The organism is Prosthecobacter sp. SYSU 5D2 (assembly GCF_039655865.1).
GTDB lineage: Bacteria > Verrucomicrobiota > Verrucomicrobiia > Verrucomicrobiales > Verrucomicrobiaceae > Prosthecobacter.
This window is the reverse complement of the sequence record NZ_JBBYXL010000004.1, coordinates 120,828-137,431: the sequence shown is the minus strand read 5'-3', so window position 1 is coordinate 137,431 and position 16,604 is coordinate 120,828. Positions and strand designations below refer to the sequence as shown.

Genomic DNA, 16,604 nt, shown 5'->3' with positions numbered 1-16,604 from the left:
TGACGGTTGTGCCCATCACGAACGCAGCAATGCCCCTCACATTTCGATAAAGATGAACAAAGGGCGCATCCCACTTCATCCTGGGCTCTACTGCACTTGCGCCCGCCGCCGCGCCTCGCTCGGCGTGATGCCATACGTGCGGCGGAACTGGCGGTTAAAATTCGACAGATCCTCAAACCCACACGCATACGCCACCGCCGCAATCGTATCCGTGCTTTCCCCCAGCAGCGCCAGCGCGCTCGCCAGGCGGATCTGGATCAGCGTTTCAATGAAGGTATGCCCTGTCACCCGGCGGAAGAAGCGGCTAAAAGATTCCGGCCCCAGGCCTGCCACCCTCGCGATCTCTGGCAGCGCCAGCGCCCGCTGATGATGCGCATGGATGTAGCGCAGCACTTCATCCAGCCGCTTGCGGTCCACGGGCGAGACCGTCTCCTCCGGTGCCTTGGCTTCCAGGCAGCGCAGGTTTTGCGTCAGAGCCACCTGCTCCAGCATCTCCAGCAGCAGCGTCAGCCGCTGCACCGGTGTCAGCCCTGAGAGTTCAGAAAACCGGCGCTGCATTTCACGTGCCGTCTCTCCCTGGATCACCACGCCCCGCGCCGCCAGCTCCAGCAGCCCACGGATGCTCTCCAGCTCCTGTGCCCTCAGGATGCCACCGCCAAATGTCTCCGGATGAAACTGCACCACAATGGCCGATGACACCCGGCAGCGTGCCTCGCTGAACCACGCATGCGGCAGGTGCGACCCCAGCAGCACCACATCCCCCGCTTGAAACGGCTCCACCGTATCCCCCACAAACCGCTGCCCATGTCCCGCCGTGATCAGCGTCAGCTCCACCTCCGGATGATGATGAAACGGGGCCGTGAAATGCCGCCCGGTGATTTCCTTCCAGGCAAAGGAGGAATCCCCAGGCATCTCGATCCGCTCAAACTGCGACTTGGTTCGGGACTGCGTCACCATTCAGCCCAGTGTAACGAACGGCTGCCCTCCCGGTCTAGCACCGGGTTGAAAAAAGGTGTGCTGTATTCGGGACTGCCATCTTACCGTCCGAAAGCCTGGATAAAACCCACCTCAAGCGCCAGGCCCTCGTTGACATTCGTGTGCAGATGAGACTCCAGCTTGCGCAGGGTGCGCAGGCGCTTGGTTGTCTCTGCCGGGTCCCAGCGCTGGGCCAGGGCGGCGGTGGCTTCGGCGTATTCAGGCAGGTCCAGATGCTCCGCGCCCACCTGCTGTCGGGCCACATCGCCCATCCAGGCGAGCATGAGGTCCATCAGGGCATCCCGCTGCTGGAGGTAGGTGGCCTCGATCTGCGCCGTCACCTGTTCCTCCCGCTGCTTCAGCCAGGTGCCGTCTGTCGTTTGTTTATAATGGTCCTGCTCCTTTTCGAATTCGTCTTCCTGCTCCTCTTTGATGTCACCGTGAAGCTCTTCCAGGATGGACTGGAAATCAGCTTTTAAACCGAGCGCGGCCGAGATGCTGCCTTCCTTTCGCGTGGTCAGTTTATGCAAAACGGCCAGCAATTTTTCCTCATGCTCCGTGTAATGCCGGGCGCCGCCGGGTGGCAAAAGGGCGATCTCGATGACACGGGAGCGGATGGTAGGCAGGAGCTGGCCGGGTTGGGCGGTCAGCAGAAGAAGAAGCGTGCGCGGAGGCGGTTCCTCCAGGGTTTTTAGAAAGGCATTTTGCGCCTGCTCATTCATCCGCTCCGCATCCACGATGACGCCCAGTTTGTATCCGCCGGGGCCGGTGGTGCGGTGGATCATGCGCTCCAGGTAGCGGATGGTGCCCACATCATCGGCATCGTCGCCCACCTTGATGCGGCGGGATTTGCTCTGCGGGCGCAGGATGATGGCTCCCTCCTGGGACCAGTCGTCCAGGTCATGATGACGGGCGGCGGTGACCAGGCTCATGACCTGCGCGGCAAATCCTTCACAATCCGTACCGCGCTGTCCGGTGATGAGGTAGGCATGGGCCAGCCGGCCCAGCTTTTGCGCGCGGGTGATGAGGGACAGGGCGTGTTCGGGCTTAAACGGCATGATGGCGGCTCTGGATGAGGTCCCAGATTTCAGAGTGAATAGTCTCAGGCGTGCGGGCGGCGTCAAGCAGGCGCAGGCGCTCCGGTTCTGCCTGGGCGAGCTGGCGGTAGCCTGCGCGCACTTTTTCAAAAAAAGCCAGTGGCTGGCTTTCCATGCGGTCCAGCTCCCGCCCGGTGGCGTGGATGCGCTGGTAGGCGCAGGCCGGGTCCATGTCCAGAACCAGGGTCAGCTCCGGAAGCGTCCCGCCGGTGGCGAAGGCATTGATGGCCCGCACGCTTTCCAGCGGCAGCCCGCGCGCCATGCCCTGGTAAACCGTCGTCGAATCCAAAAACCGGTCCAGGATAACAAAAGTTCCCCCGGCCAGCAGCGGGCGTATCTTTTCCCTCACGATCTGCGCCCGGCTGGCGGCGAAGAGCAGCAGTTCCGCCTCCGGCGTCATGCCCTCGCCAGCCTTCGCATGCTGCAGCAGGTGGCGGATTTCCTCCCCCACGGCTGTGCCGCCGGGCTCGCGCAGCACTTCCACCCTCTTCCCGGCTGCCTCCAGCCGCTCCCGCAGCAGGTGGATCTGGGTGGACTTTCCACAGCCTTCGGACCCCTCAAAAGAGAGAAAAAATCCGCGCGGGGAGTTGAGAAGGTCGGCATTCGTCATTCGGCTGTTCCATTTCCTAGCGTGAGGCGGCCAGAAGTCGAACAAAAGCGTTTTCGTTTTCCATTTGTGGCGTATCTCTCCGCCCCTCAATGACATCCATTAACTCGTATCAGTTTGGTCCTCGCGACTCCAAGCAAGCCATCGAAGAAGACCTGGTCTTCGCCCCCAAGTTTGACGAAAACGGCCTTATCGCCGCCATGGCCGTGGATGCCCATACGGATGAAGCCCTCATGCTGGCTTACATGAACGAGGAGTCCCTGCGCATGACTCTGGAGCTGGGCCAGGCTGTTTATTACAGCCGCAGCCGCAAGACCCTCTGGCACAAAGGCGCCACCAGCGGCGAGTTCCAGGAAGTGGTGGAAATCCGCACCGACTGCGACCAGGACGCCATCGTCCTGCGCGTGATCCAGCACGGCGGCGGCTGCTGTCACACCAAGCGCAGCAACTGCTTTTACCGCAAAGTCGTCGCCCCCAAGCAGGGCGGACTGGTAAAGCTGGCGATGGTGGAGTGAGATTTGCCGGTTGCTGACGTTGGATATCTTATCCTTGGTGGTGCAGGATTTCCAGTTCTCGCTCCAGATTTGGAAACACTGAGCGGGTGCTCCATGATGACGTGTGCATCTGAATATCCTCCTGCGCATTGTCTCCTCCTGGCTCCACCTTTTTGTCGCTGCGACCCTCGAAAGTTAGCCTGCTGTTTAGCCGACGGGGTAGAGCATCCGATCATCGCCCCGGAGAACAGGTGAGGTGCAGGTACGAAAAACAGTTGGGGTTCGGAAAGAAGGATGCAGACGGGGCGTCCGCGCTCCGGTTGTTGCGTTGAGAGGGGATGGGATTATGGGTGGGGACCTATGCTTCCTGTACGTAAAGCTGTGATTCCTGCTGCCGGTTATGGCACGCGTTTTTTACCGATCTCCAAGGCGATCCCGAAGGAGATGCTGCCGCTGGTGGACAAGCCGGTGATCCAGTATGTGGTGGAGGAGGCGGTGGCGGCGGGGATCACGGATATTTTGATGGTGATCAGCCGGAGCAAAAGGGCGATTGAGGAGCATTTTCATCCGGCGTTTGACCTGGAGGCGGAGCTGGAGGGGAAGGGGCGGACGGAGGAACTGGAGGGACTGCGGAAGCTGCAATCCATGGCGCGGATCCATTTTGTGTGGCAGCCCAAGATGGGGGGGCTGGGGGATGCGATCCTGTATGCGCGGGAGCACGTGGGGAATGAGCCCTTTGCGGTGCTGCTGGGGGACACGGTGGTGACGACGGATGATGAGACGCGGCCGGTTACGCGGCTGCTGGCGGATGTGGTGGAGCGGCACGGGGGATCTGCGGTGGCGCTGCAGGAGGTGCCGCTGGAGAAGGTGAGCCGGTATGGCATCCTGGGCGGGGAGGAGATATCGCCAGGGCTGATCCGGGCGACGCAGTTTGTGGAGAAGCCGAAGCCGGAGGAGTCGCCGGGCCGGCTGGCGGTGAGTGCTCGGTATGTGCTTTCGCCGTCCATTTTCGCGCATCTGGAGAAGACGCCGAAGGGGAAGGGCGGGGAGGTGCAACTGACGGATGCGATGGCCTCCCTGATGAAGGAAGAGGCGCTGTACGGGCTGCGCTACGAGGGGCAGCGGCACGACATTGGGAACAAGCTGGATTTCATCAAGGCGAACCTGCACTTCGGCCTGCAGCGGGCGGACATTGGCCCGGCGTTAAGGGAGTATGTGATGGGAGTGAGGTGAGGTTTTAGCATTTGGATACGAAGTTGCGCGGGTCGGCGGAGGATCTGCCGGCCAGGACCTGTCAGGGGCGCTTTGAGATGCGGCCTTTTGTTTGGTGCGCCCGGCGGGGCGCACTCACTTGCAGGTTCAAGTCCACCGCATACCCGGCAGGGGAAGTGCTAAGCAGCAGGTTGTTTCTCAGAGGCCTGAGCGGATACAGGGACAAGAGCGGGTACCAGCCGCAATCACATCGCCGGGGGCGGAACCGGTTCGGTGGCCGTTTTGCTTTTGAAAAGGCCGATGATGAGAGTGAAAGGGAGCAGGATGATTTTCAGCACCAGGCCAACGGTCATGGCGACGATTTTCATCGGCACGCGCAAAGTCTTGAAGAGGGGGCGCAGGGCGGTTTGGACGGCGGGCACGCGGGCATACAGGATGGAGATGCCGAGGATGATGACGATGCCGATGAACTTGCGGCCGGAGCCGACATGGACGGGGCCGGGGAAGATCTGGAAGCCGCTGGCGGGATCGCTCAGAATCTCAAAGACCAGGATGCCGCCGACGTAACCGATGAGGACAAAGGCGGTGTCAGCCAGAATGGGGAATTTTTCCAGCAGCTTGATGCATGCCCCGGCGACGAAGCGGAGGGCCAGGATGCCGATGAAGACCCCGGTGCAGACCACCCAGAGCCGAGGGTCAATGGCCACGGCAGCGACCACATTGTCCACACTCAGGCTCAGGTCCATCAGCTCGATGCCGGCGATGGTGGCCCAGAAGCCGCGCTGCCTGGCGCTGTCAGGCTTGCCGTCATTGTTTTCATCACCCGCACCGGTGAAATGCTGGCTCATCAGGTAAACGAGGTAGGCCGCACCGCAGATTTTCAACCACGGGTTTTCGATGATCCAGGCCGCGAAGAACAGGCAGAGGCCGCGGAAAAAGTAGGCTCCGATGATGCCCAGTTTCAAGGCCATGTACTTTTGCTTTCCTGGCAGGTGGCTGGCCATGGCGGCGATGGCCAGGGCATTGTCCACGCTCAGCAGTCCCTCAATGACAATCAGCATCAAAATGGCCGGTGCAGCCGAGACAAGTTCGGACGAAGAGGGCAGGAAGGCTAGGACGGCATCGAAAAGCTGAAGCATGGCGGAAGCGGGAACGCTTAACTACAGGGGGCGTGCAGCTTGCCAATGGTTTTTTTGTAGCCGGGGAATTTTGTTGGCGGAAAGCAGGGCTGCAGAAGGTCTTTGTGGCCAAAGATGGGTTTTTGGTGAATGATCAAGGGATGCGAACCATCGTTATTTTCCTGCTGCTGCTCGGTGCCCAGCCTGGAGCTCTGGCTCAGGACCGTGGACCGGCGGCGGATGAGAATGGGGTGCCGAGGGACCTGAACACGGTGCTGCAGGTGCAGATCTTCCTGGACCGGCATCTTTTCGGTCCGGGAAAGCTGGACGGCGCGGTGGGGGAGTTTACGTACAAGGCGGTGGTGAACTACAACTTCGCCATGGGTCACCGTGACATTTATGACTGGGCTCCAGTGCTGCATGCGGCGGAGGCGGAGGTGCCGGTCATCTTTGCCGCGTTTCAAATCCGTTCCGAACTGGGCAAATTTGTGAACCCGCTGCTGCCTGAAAAGCCAGAAGACCAGGTAAAATACGACTACATGGCCTACCGCAGCTACGCAGAGCTGGTGGCGGAGCGGTTCCATACGGATGAGAGTTTTCTGGCCAAGTGCAACCCGGAGAAGAACCTCCAGCGCCTGCAACCAGGGGATGTGGTGATGGTGCCGAATGTGCGCTCCTTTCGCATCGAGGAAGTGAAGGCCATGCAGAGCTTTCCAAAAGATGCGAAGCTGAGCGCCAACACCATCGTGGTGGATACCACGGAGCGGATGGCGGCGGTGTACTCCCCAGATGAGCGGCTGCTGGCGGCCTTCCCCATCACGCCGGGCAAGCCGGAATTCATTCCGGTGGGCACCTGGAGCATGAAGGTGATGATGACGACGCCGAGCTTCCGTTATGACAAGCAGTTCCTGGAGGAAGGCGTGCGTGGCAAAGAGGCCTACCAGCTCCCGCCGGGACCCAACAGCCCGGTGGGCATCATCTGGTGCGGGCTCAGCAAATCCGGCATCGGCCTGCACGGTACTGCACTGCCGCGAACCATCGGTCGCAGCCAGAGCGCCGGCTGCGTGCGCCTGGCCAACTGGGATGCCATCCGCCTGCCCACCCTGATCCGGCCGGACTCGCCGGTCATCGTCAGGTGAGTCAGGGCGTTCGGAGTGCCGCATTCATGCGGTGATGATGCAGGTTGGCAGCCATCCCAATCACCGCATGAATGCGGTACTCCGAACGATGAATGCCATGAGACTTAACCCCGCTTCTGGGCGAAGAGCCAGGTCCAGAATTGCTCGTTGTCATAGGTCTGCGTCCAGGAGTCATGCCCCACACCGGGATAAACCGTCAGCTTGGCCTGGCTGCCCGCTTTTTGGAGCGCCCCATGCATCTTGATGGAAAACTCCACCGTGACCGCTTTGTCCGCGTCGCCATGAAAGATCCAGCAGGGCAGGTCCTTGATGCGCTCCGCCATGACATGCCCCACCCCCGCGCCGCCGCAAATGGGCGCGATGGCCGCAAAGGTGTCCGGATACGCCAGCGCCGTGTCCCAGGTGCCAAACCCGCCCATGCTGATGCCCGTGAGGTAGAGCCGGGAGGTATCCACCCGGTGCGTGCGGATGATCTCATCTGCCAGGGCCTTCACCCCGTGCTCATTCCAGACACTCTTCAGCGGTACCTGGGGACAAACCACAATCGCCTCGAACTTCTTGCCCGCCGCTATGAGCTTGGGCGGCCCATGTTTTTTCAGCAGTTCCAGATCCGATCCACGTTCTCCCGCGCCATGAAGAAAAATCAGCAACGGCCACTTTTTGGAAGTGTCTGCCTCATAGCCCTCCGGCAACGCCAGGAAATAAGAATAACCCACTTTGAGCGAAACTTCCCCTTCAAAAGATTGCGGCGTCAGCTCGGTGGCGGAAAGGGACGAGGTCATGGCGAGGGCCATAAGGGGGGCAAGGAGATTGCGGATCATGGAAAGCCAACGGTACGCTGCCGGGGTGTCTTGCCAAGTCTGCACAACGAATGCGGGACATGAATGAATTTTGCATAATAATGCCATGGCACGCGACCTTGAGATGTAACCATGCATACCGATCTCCTCCATCTCCAGCGCTACTATGAATCCGGTGATGCCGGTGAGTTCAAAGCTCTCGTCCAGCATCATGCGGTCATGGTCTTTTCCACGGCACGAAGGGTGACCCGGGATTCAGCGCTGGCTGAAGATGTGGCCCAGGAAACCTTTCTGGAACTTGCGCGAAAAGGTCGGTCTATTACGGAATCCGTTGGTGCGTGGTTACATCGGGTAGCGTGGCGGCGGGCTTGTGATGTGGTTAGGGCTGAGACTACGCGGCAGCTGTATGAATCAGCTGCCGTTGCTTTACAGCAAGGCCGTGAGTGTACCTGGGAGGAGCTTGAGCCTGTGTTTGATGAGGCGCTTTCAGAACTGGCCTCAAAAGAAAGATGCGTGATTGTGGAGCATTACCTGGAAGGCCGCACCCAGATGGAAATTGCCGGGCGTATGGGCCTCAGTCAGCCTTCGGTTTCCAGATTGCTGGACCACAGCATGGAGCAATTGAGGTCCAAGCTGAAAATCAAGGGACTGTTTTGCGGTGTGGCACTTGGCAGCATGATGACCGCTTCTTCGTCTCACGCCGTGTCGGCCACGCTGATGGCATCCCTGCACAAAATCGGGCTTAGCAGCATTGGCAGTGCTGCGGCTGGGGTGACGGGAGGAGCAATGCTGAGCGTGCTGGCAGGGCTTAATCTCAAAGTCCTCGCGGGTTGTGCGGCGGCGCTGGCGGCCTGCTTTGTGAGTTATGACATTGCATCGAAAGATCCATGGCTGTCAGGCTGGTTTACTGAAGAGAAGACTGTGGAGGAACAAAAGCTTACAGGTACAGCGCAAAAAGCCTCAGCCACTGAATCTGCCGCAACGAAGGCGCAGCTGCTGGCGGAGGCCAAGGCCATCTGGGCTCGAAAACCCAACCTTACGAAGGATGAGATGCAACGTCTCATGAGCGGGATCATCTATGAAAAAGACGATGAGAAGAGGTTCGCGACCATGCGTGCGGCAGGCGTGTTGCTTTCACGCGCGGAGTATGACCGGGTCGTGGCACGTCACGCGGACGTTCATCTCTTCGATGAACGGAGGGCTTTCCGGGTCAAGCTCAAGCTGCATCAGGATCTTGTGACGACGTGGTTTCTGAAATCACCAAGGGAAGCGGTCGTTTGGACATCGCTGCGGAGCGGGAACCCAGTTTTCCCGGCCATCATTGCGCCTTGGGTGAGGAGCCATCCGGACGAATGGGCTGCGCTTGTTGAAGCCGGGCCCGATGCTCGTCTCGGAGAATATGCGAAACTGTGGATTGAGGATCTGGAGGATCCAGGCTCCATCTGGGCAAAGGCCGAAGAGGCAGGACTGGATCCTGTTCTGATTCAAGGCAATCTCGACCTGTTTGTCATGACAGGAAGCTGGCCTGAGGACGCTGTTTTCCAACTGATCATGCGGTCTCCAAACGCTAAGGAGAGGAGTGAGTCTCTGGTCGGCATGGTTCCGAGGCTCAGCAATGAGCAGCTTCTTGAGGCAGCCGGCTCTGGATTGTTTAAAGATGCCGGATTGGTGAACACACTGCGTGCCATGGGAGGCGATCTGGATGCTGACTTCAACGTGGCTGCCGCCTGGGTGACCACGGCGGCGACCGGCGGTGGTGACGAAGCCCAACTGGCTGAGCGGACTGAAGAAATGGTGGGTCGTTTTTATGCCCAGTGGCTCCAGGTGGATGCCCGGTCAGCTCTTCAGCATGCCAAGCGGTCACGCAATGAAATACTCTTTGAGAGGTTCATGGAGCAAGGGGCCAAATCCGCGATGTTCAATGAAGCGCTAATTGTGGAATCACTCTCCAGTGTCAAGAACCGGGACCGGGCGCTCGCTGCTTATTATCAAGCGAAGGCGGGAGGTGATCCCGAGGTTGCATTGCAGGCCATCATGAATTCCACCTATGTGGAAGATGAAGTCGAGAGCGCCCGACAAGTGCTGAATCTGTGGGTCATCAAGTCAGCCCCTGACGCCGCTGCGTGGGTGGCCGCTCTGCCTGCCAGTGACGGTCGGGAGGAACTCCTGGCCGCAGTGACATCCAAGTGGGCGGAAACCGAGCCTGAGGCGGCCTTTTCCTTTGCTCTCCAGCAGGGGGCAGGTCTGGATCATGGATGGGCGGATGGCCTGGCCTGGGGAGCACGAGCATTGCCGGAGGAAAAGCTGGCGGCCATGTTCGCACAGCTTCGCCAAGATCCTCAATACAACACTTTGGTCACCCGTCTTGTCAGTGTACGCTGCCCCAGCCATCCAAAAGAAGCCTTCGCGCTCCTCTCCAAATATGCGGAGCCCGGCTGGCAGACGCCGCTCATCAAAGACATGATTCGGTGGCTGGAGCGGGATGACTCTCGCGCAAAAGATTACGCTCTCTTGCTGCCCACCTTGGAGCTTAGCCTGGTCGATCCTCAAAGTGTCGTCAAAGCTGCTCGATTGTTTGTTCAGGGCGTTGCAGATGAGGGGAAGATCCATGCAGCATTTGACTGGACTCTAAAGCTTCCAGGCGCTGTTGCCCAGCAAGTCCGCTCAGAAGCAATGGCCGGACTAGATCTGAGTGATGCGCAGCAGAGAAACGCTGCGGAGCAATGGATTCGATCTGCCGCAATCTCACAGCACGAACGAGTGAGCTTGTTTCATCAGGCGGGCCAGAACCGGGAGAAATCAGCAGAGATCAAGTGAGGGTGTGCTCGCCTGAAACTCTGGCCTGATTGAAACTTGCCCATGCAGGCAATTAATGCGTTCTGTGCTTGGCAGGGTCTAAAAAGTCAGCCATTCTTAGGTTGCCAGCCCTTTCCCTCATGGACCTGAAACTGATCAACCGCGAAATCCTGCTTTCCTTTTGGAAGGTGCACATCCTGCACCACGCCGCAGAGGAGGATGTCGTTGGCCAATGGATGATCAAGGAACTGCGTCACCATGGTTACGATGTCAGCCCGGGCACGCTTTATCCGCTGCTGAAGCGGATGGAGAGGAATGGCTGGCTGGTCTCAACGGTGGATGAAAGCCGGGGGCCGAAAGCTCCCCGTGCCTACCGGATTACGAAGGAAGGACGTTCGGTGCTCAAGCTTGTACGCCAGCAGTTGCGCGAGCTTGGGGTGGAGGTTGACAAGCATTAAAGGACTTCAACGGCCAGGAATATCATCTCACAGCAATGTGAGATGATATTGATTTATATTACGAAAAACGTAAATGGTTGACGTTTAATACGCGCCGGATGTTTTCATCCTCATGAAGGTGTCATCGTTACCTGCTGTTTCTGCCCATGCGCCTGGCTGACGTGATGCAGCGGTTGAAGAGCGCATCTTCCCGCTGGATCCATGAGGAGCTGGAGCTGGCGGGGATCGTGTGGCAGCAGGAGAAGTATGTGGAGATGCTCGATCGGGGCCTCGTTGAATATCATCCGGTTTACGTTGGGTGGGGGCAAACAACCTTTCCGGCGTCCCTCCAGGACGTGCTGAATTATATCGCTGGTTATTCTTGATCCGGTGGTTCCCGGTCGCTGCACTCCCTTCACCACAGGCTATCTTTCGTGCTCCCTGTGGGAGCGATCTATGCAAGCACGTGCCTCCGGGAGCTTCTGGGGGTTCAGTGGTTGAAAACAAACTCGGCTGAGTTGATGAGGGCCCAGGCGAGGTCTTCGACGGCGGTCTGGCGGGTGGCGCCGGGGGTGGTGAAGAACTTTAAGGCGGTCTGCAACTCTTCAGCGACGGGGAGGCGGTTGTAGGCGGCGAGATAAATTTCTTTGACGATCTGGGGTTCGGGCAGGTCGCTGTTCACCAGGGTGGTGATCTTGCCTTCTTTGGCGCTGAGCTTGGCCTGAAGGTCATTGGAATTCATGAGGTGCAGAGCCTGGATGACGCTGGACTTTCTTTCTCGTTCGCAGGGGCATTCCTGGCTGGCATTGGGGCGGCCGAAGGCGTCCAGGAAATTGCTTTCCAGCTTGTGGTTCCAGGTCATCACGGCGCGTGAATTGGGCGGCAGGCCGCTGAAGGTGTCGCGCACGCCGGTGAGGTCATCGAGGGCATCGAGGAGGACTTCGGCACTGAGGCGGCGCTTTTGGGCGCGGGAGAAGTTTTTGGTGTCGGCGAGGTTGTGCTCGTTGGGTTCTGAGCTGAGCTGGTAGGTGCGGGAATTGAGGATGGTGCGGATGAGGTGCTTGAGGTCGTAGCCGCTGGCGATGAAGTCGGCGGCGAGCCAGTCGAGCAGGGCTTCGTTAGTGGCGGGATTGGAGACGCGGAAGTCATCCACAGGCTCGACTATGCCCCGGCCGAGGAATTCGGACCAGAGACGGTTGACGATGGCTTTGGCAAAGAAGGGGTTGTCGCTGCCTGCCATCCAATCGGTTAGGCGGGTGCGCGGGTCCTGGCCTTCGACATAGGGCATCTCCGGGCCGTCGGGAGGTTTGGGCATCATGACGGCCTCCGTGATGGGGTGGAGGACGGAGCCCTTGCCGCCATACCACCAGTATTCAGGCTCGCCCGAGATGGGGGCGGAGATGGCCTGGCCTTTGCGGGACATCTGGCCGAAGAAGGCGGCGAGCTGGTAGTAGTCCTCCTGCGTCCATTTTTCGCTGGGGTGATGGTGGCATTTGGCGCAGTCCAGGCGCACGCCGAGGAAGATCTGGCTGACGAACGCGCTGGTATCAATAGGATCGCGCTTGTCGCGGAAAACGGCGACGGGGCCGTATTCATGGCTGCTGCCTTCGGCGGTGAGGAGCTCTTTGACCATCTGGTCATAAGGCATGTTTTGCCGGAAGGCTTCGCGCAGCCACTGGTCCAAAAGGTACACGGGCTTCACGCCGACGCGGGAGGGGTTTGGGCGGATCAAATCGCCCCATTTGACGGCCCAATGGTCGGCATAATTAGGGTGTTCGAGAAGCTCGTTGATGAAGAGAGTGCGTTTATCCGGACGGGTGTCTGCGAGGAAGGTTTTGGCACGCTCAGCGGTGGGCAGGATGCCGATGGCATCCAGGGAGGCGCGGCGCATAAACTCCTCATCCGTGCAGGTGGAGGAGGGGAGAAGGCCGAGCTTTTGATGGCGGTCGTAAACCTTCCGGTCAATCTCGTTGTTGACAGGGAGTTTGGCATACAGGTCGTCAGGCAGGAGCTTGTCCGCCGGGACGGTGATGCGGGCGACATCCACGTGACCCATGTAACGCACGAGGACGACGCCTTCACCACTGGTGCTGCCAACGGTGACGGTGCCGTGCTCATCCACCTGGGCGATCTCTTTATCCTGAGAGAGGAATTCGGTTAGCTCACTGACGTCCTTGGTCTGCCCATCGGAGAAGGTGGCGGTGGCGGTCAGCTTTTGTTTGCCGCCTTTTTTGTAGCTTTGCTCCCGGGGCTCCACGGCGACGCTGACGAGGGAGGTTTCGTTTTCCAAGGCGGCGGGTGCGCCCTGTTTGAGCCAGCGCACGAGGATTTGATAAGGCTCGCTGTCTTTGGCGATGACGGCTCCACCTTCATGGGGCACGGCACCGGTGGCCTTTTTCAACAGGAGGCTTTCTTCCGGCGCGGCCATGAAGACGCGGCGGCCACGGTCATCGCGGATGATCTCATGGTAGTCGTTAGCCGGATCGTAGCCAAAGACGGAGAGCTTGAAGTTATTCTGCCCTTCGGGTTTGGCATGGCAGTTGCCCGCTGCGCAGCCGGCTTTCTGCAGATGTGGCATGACATCGTGGACAAAGCTGACCGGGCGCTCATCGGCCAGGGCAGGGGAGCCCAGGGTAAGAGCGGTGGCGAGGGTCAGCAAGAGGCGTGGCATTGGCAAAATACGCTCGCGGAGAAGGTTTCTTACGTCCTCTCAGTGGCCATCGGTGGAACGGTGAAACTGGATGGCGGCGATCTTGTCCGCCATGTCATGGCTGGCGCAGAAGGCCAGCTCGGCGCTGGCGGCGCGACTGAGCCGGGCGCGGAAGGTGATGACCTCCCCGAGACTGAGACCGTCCACATAGGCCTGAACGGGGCGGTGGTCCGGGCTGAGGCTGCGGATTTCCACGGTGTTATCCACGGAAAGCAGGGCGCTGCGCCAATGGGCGGGCTCCATGACATTGGAGCCGACGAGGAGCCAGGCGGGGGTGTCTGCGAGGAGAGGGCTGGCGCCCATGCTGCGGGCATAGGCGGTGGAGCCGGCGGCGGTGGCCACAAGGGCACCGTCACTGACGAGCTTGGGGATGCGCTCTACGCCATTGACGATGACTTGCAGCCAGGCGCTCTGGCTGGTGGAGCGCTCCAGCCAGGCATCATTGAAGCCATAGGCCTGTTGCACGCGGCCTTCGCGGTCAACGGTCTCGATATAGAGAAGCGGCATCTGGCGGAGGATGACATCCGCAGGCGGAAAAGGGCTGCCGAAGACCTGCTCAGGCGCATTCATGAGGAAGCCGAGATGGCCAGCATTGATACCGAAGAAGGGCAGCCTCTCACGCCAGCGCTCGCGGATGCAGCGGAGCATGGCTCCATCGCCACCAAGTACAGTGATAAAGCCCGGATTTTCCTCCGTGCCGGGGCCTAGGTCGGCCAGCCAGGCTTTGGCTTTTTCGTTGTGCGGATCGGTCTGGGCGGAAAACGTATGTCCGCTGAGGCTCTGCTGCGCCCAGCTTGCCGGGTTGGGAGCTCTATATAAACCGTACCGGGCAATATAGGCCAGGGCACGGGTGGACAGGAGGTTTTCGACCGGCCGGCCTTTGCTGAGGTTTTCGCGGATGACGGTGCTGGAACCTGTTTCCTTAATCTGGAAGACCTGTGAATGCGGCGGGAGATCTGCAGGCTCCATGACATAACCCGGACGCGTGAGCACGGCGAAGCGGGCGGTCTGCCAGAGGGAGGCACCGTTTTTCCAGGTTCGCTGGATCATGGACTCGCCCGTGGCCCCATCCGCGACGAGATCTGCCCCGACAACGTGCCAGACCTCCCCCTCCGGCTCGTAACGGGCCTGGAGATCCCAATTGGGCGTGAAGGTGGACTGCTCCAGGTCAAAGAGGTCCACGGTGACGCCGGGCAGCCTGCCAAAGGTGAGATCGGCAAGAGCTGCCCTGTAAACGGCAGGGATGGAATCCGTGACCGGCTTGTCCGGACGTGGGCCGCAGGGGATGATGCATACGCGGTCAAACTCCTGCGCGAGGCGCTGGGCGATGACGCGATGATGCAGGCCAGGTGGATTGAAGCTGCCTCCAAAGAGGGCAATGCGCTGGGGCATGGGGCAAGGTGGGCGTGATGAAGGGGAAGGGCAAGCGGGGAGCTAAAAAAACGAGGCCAAAGGGCGGGAGGGCTGCGATGCCTCTCTGAACCCATTCCATCACCATGAAAAATACTGCACCGTGTGAAACCTGCGGAAATGTTTATGACAAAGCCTTCACCGTGACCCTCCATGAGAAGGAGCATGTCTTTGACAGCTTTGAATGTGCCATACACTCCCTGGCTCCGACCTGCGAGCACTGCGACTGCCGGATCGTGGGGCACGGTGTGGAGTCCGAAGACAAGATCTTTTGCTGTGCCCACTGCGCCACGCATGCGGGTGAGCCTGGACTCAAGGACCGCCAGTAAGCCCGCACCACAAAAAATAAGGAGTGAGGGCGCAACCACTCACTCCTTTGACTAACGAGAAGTGTGTCAACGGCGGTTAGGTCGTCTCGAGGCCGCGTGCCATGACCACCTTGCCGGTGCGCACGGTTTCGACGATCTCAAACTTGCTGAGCAGACGCACGGCGGCGTCCAGCTTGTCGGTGTTGCCGCTGATCATGGCGATGAGGCTGTCATCCTGAAGGTCCACGGTTTTGCCGGCGTAATGCTCAACGATTTGGAGGATTTCGGTGCGCTGCTCAGGGCCGGCGGCGATCTTGACCAGCACGAGTTCTTTGGCCACGGCGTCAGTGTCGTTATGCTCGGCGCAGTGGATCACGTCAATGAGCTTGTTCACCTGCATGATGATCTGGTGCAGGCCTTCCGGGTGGCCGCTGATGCCGATGGTCATGCGACTGAAGCGCGGGTCGCGTGTCTGGGACACGACGAGGGATTCGATGTTGAACCCGCGGCGGCTGAAGACCGCGCAGATGCGGCCGAGCACGCCGGGCTGGTTGTTCACGTACACGCTGAGCGTGTGGATGTTGATGATGTCGGCCAGCGGGGCTGGTTTTTTATCGGTGGTGGCGGGGATGCGGTCGCTCATGGTGCTGGGGTGTTCTGTTAAAGGGGTGGGTGGAAATTTAAGAAAGAGTAATGCGGCTGGTCTTAAGGCGCTGGCGGGCTATTTTCGCGTATGTGGCATCACATTCGATGCCGATCCATGGACGGCCTTCTTTTTCTGCAGCGACAGCGGTGGTGCCGCTGCCCAGAAAGGGATCCAGGACGACATCGCCGGCGTCGGTGCTGCAGGAGATGAGTTTGCTGATGAGGGCCAGGGGTTTTTGGCTAGGGTGGCCGCACTTCTCCTTGTTGAGGCCTTTAAGGCTGGGAATGCGGAGGATGTTGGTGGCGAATTTGCCCTCTTCAAGGTGGGCTTTGCGGGCCTCCATGTTCTTGTATCGCGTGTCGCGCAGGTAGGCGGAGATGGTCTCGGCATCGTAAGGGATGCGTACGGACTTTTTGTTAAACTTGACCTTCTCCCCCTTCCGCAGGACGAGAATCATCTCATACTGCGGGGTGAAGCTGTCCCGGCGTTCATTGTAGCCCACGGCACGGTCCCAGATGATGAGATCGTGATAAGCGTGCTGGAGACAGAGCTGGGACATGAGGTGAATGAAGGTGTGCTCTCGCTTGCCTAACTGGCCGAAGATGAAGCAGAGGCCGTCATCTTTGAGCACGCGCAGGCACTCCGCCACCCAGCGCTTGCACCAGGCAAGGTAGGCTTCGGGCGTTTTCCATTGCGTGTCCCAGGCTTCATCTTCGAGGACGTTGAAATAAGGAGGGTCGGCGATCACCGCCTGGACGGATGCATTGGGGAGCTTTTTTAACTCTTTCAACGCATCGCCCTTGATGACGGTGTTCAGTTTCATGGGAGGAGGGGAAGCGGACGGGGCGTCCGCAG

16 protein-coding genes are annotated in these 16,604 nt (G+C 59.7%); 7 read left to right on the top strand and 9 right to left on the bottom strand.

The annotated features are described in order from the left end of the window. Nucleotides 1-87: 87 nt before the first annotated feature. The 3 genes from WJU23_RS08015 to tmk form a co-directional block, all read right to left on the bottom strand. Nucleotides 88-957, bottom strand: a complete 870-nt coding sequence (locus tag WJU23_RS08015; protein WP_346332031.1) for an AraC family transcriptional regulator — start codon at nucleotides 955-957, stop codon at nucleotides 88-90. Nucleotides 958-1,037: 80 nt separating this feature from the next. Continuing rightward, nucleotides 1,038-2,033 (bottom strand): hypothetical protein, encoded by a 996-nt coding sequence (locus tag WJU23_RS08010; RefSeq protein WP_346332030.1) that lies wholly within the window; start codon nucleotides 2,031-2,033, stop codon nucleotides 1,038-1,040. Next, nucleotides 2,023-2,682, bottom strand: a complete 660-nt coding sequence (tmk, locus tag WJU23_RS08005) for a dTMP kinase (RefSeq protein WP_346332029.1) — start codon at nucleotides 2,680-2,682, stop codon at nucleotides 2,023-2,025. The genes WJU23_RS08010 and tmk overlap by 11 nt, the downstream gene beginning before the upstream one ends. Nucleotides 2,683-2,771: 89 nt before the next feature. Between tmk and hisI the strand changes: the two genes are divergently transcribed. Together hisI and galU are read left to right on the top strand one after the other, a co-directional pair. Continuing rightward, nucleotides 2,772-3,194 (top strand): phosphoribosyl-AMP cyclohydrolase, encoded by a 423-nt coding sequence (hisI, locus tag WJU23_RS08000; protein WP_346332028.1) that lies wholly within the window; start codon nucleotides 2,772-2,774, stop codon nucleotides 3,192-3,194. A 339-nt stretch (nucleotides 3,195-3,533) separates the two neighbouring features. After that, nucleotides 3,534-4,406, top strand: a complete 873-nt coding sequence (gene galU / locus WJU23_RS07995) for a UTP--glucose-1-phosphate uridylyltransferase GalU (RefSeq protein WP_346332027.1) — start codon at nucleotides 3,534-3,536, stop codon at nucleotides 4,404-4,406. 224 nt (nucleotides 4,407-4,630) lie between these two features. On the opposite strand, the gene WJU23_RS07990 is transcribed toward galU, so the two are convergent. Next, nucleotides 4,631-5,524, bottom strand: a complete 894-nt coding sequence (locus WJU23_RS07990) for a DUF475 domain-containing protein (RefSeq protein WP_346332026.1) — start codon at nucleotides 5,522-5,524, stop codon at nucleotides 4,631-4,633. Nucleotides 5,525-5,664: 140 nt separating this feature from the next. Here WJU23_RS07990 and WJU23_RS07985 point away from each other — a divergent pair, with 140 nt between their 5' ends. Next, a complete protein-coding gene (locus WJU23_RS07985; protein ID WP_346332025.1) occupies nucleotides 5,665-6,642 on the top strand; it encodes a L,D-transpeptidase in 978 nt (325 codons plus the stop codon). Nucleotides 6,643-6,746: 104 nt separating this feature from the next. On the opposite strand, the gene WJU23_RS07980 is transcribed toward WJU23_RS07985, so the two are convergent. Continuing rightward, complete coding sequence (locus WJU23_RS07980; protein ID WP_346332024.1) at nucleotides 6,747-7,463, bottom strand: prolyl oligopeptidase family serine peptidase; 717 nt, start codon at nucleotides 7,461-7,463, stop codon at nucleotides 6,747-6,749. 111 nt (nucleotides 7,464-7,574) lie between these two features. Between WJU23_RS07980 and WJU23_RS07975 the strand changes: the two genes are divergently transcribed. The 3 genes from WJU23_RS07975 (at nucleotide 7,575) to WJU23_RS07965 (ending at nucleotide 11,061) form a co-directional block, all read left to right on the top strand. Further along, nucleotides 7,575-10,259 carry a sigma-70 family RNA polymerase sigma factor gene (locus tag WJU23_RS07975; protein ID WP_346332023.1) on the top strand — a complete coding sequence of 895 codons (2,685 nt, stop codon included), beginning with the start codon at nucleotides 7,575-7,577 and terminating at the stop codon, nucleotides 10,257-10,259. Nucleotides 10,260-10,378: 119 nt separating this feature from the next. Beyond that, nucleotides 10,379-10,696: a PadR family transcriptional regulator gene (locus tag WJU23_RS07970; protein WP_346332022.1), complete on the top strand. Its 318-nt coding sequence runs from the start codon at nucleotides 10,379-10,381 to the stop codon at nucleotides 10,694-10,696. 146 nt (nucleotides 10,697-10,842) lie between these two features. Further along, nucleotides 10,843-11,061: a hypothetical protein gene (locus tag WJU23_RS07965; protein WP_346332021.1), complete on the top strand. Its 219-nt coding sequence runs from the start codon at nucleotides 10,843-10,845 to the stop codon at nucleotides 11,059-11,061. 104 nt (nucleotides 11,062-11,165) lie between these two features. On the opposite strand, the gene WJU23_RS07960 is transcribed toward WJU23_RS07965, so the two are convergent. Beyond that, nucleotides 11,166-13,346, bottom strand: coding sequence for a DUF1549 and DUF1553 domain-containing protein (locus WJU23_RS07960; RefSeq protein ID WP_346332020.1), 2,181 nt, complete (start codon nucleotides 13,344-13,346; stop codon nucleotides 11,166-11,168). Between the two features lie 39 nt (nucleotides 13,347-13,385). Further along, on the bottom strand, nucleotides 13,386-14,777 hold the full coding sequence (locus WJU23_RS07955) for an NAD(+)/NADH kinase (RefSeq protein WP_346332019.1): 1,392 nt from the start codon (nucleotides 14,775-14,777) through the stop codon (nucleotides 13,386-13,388). A gap of 104 nt (nucleotides 14,778-14,881) precedes the next feature. Here WJU23_RS07955 and WJU23_RS07950 point away from each other — a divergent pair, with 104 nt between their 5' ends. Beyond that, nucleotides 14,882-15,124: a hypothetical protein gene (locus WJU23_RS07950; RefSeq protein ID WP_346332018.1), complete on the top strand. Its 243-nt coding sequence runs from the start codon at nucleotides 14,882-14,884 to the stop codon at nucleotides 15,122-15,124. 76 nt (nucleotides 15,125-15,200) lie between these two features. On the opposite strand, the gene ilvN is transcribed toward WJU23_RS07950, so the two are convergent. Continuing rightward, nucleotides 15,201-15,746 (bottom strand): acetolactate synthase small subunit, encoded by a 546-nt coding sequence (gene ilvN / locus WJU23_RS07945; protein WP_346332017.1) that lies wholly within the window; start codon nucleotides 15,744-15,746, stop codon nucleotides 15,201-15,203. 37 nt (nucleotides 15,747-15,783) lie between these two features. Beyond that, entirely contained in the window at nucleotides 15,784-16,572 is a 789-nt protein-coding gene (locus WJU23_RS07940) for a site-specific DNA-methyltransferase (protein WP_346332016.1), read from the bottom strand. Nucleotides 16,573-16,604: the final 32 nt, after the last annotated feature.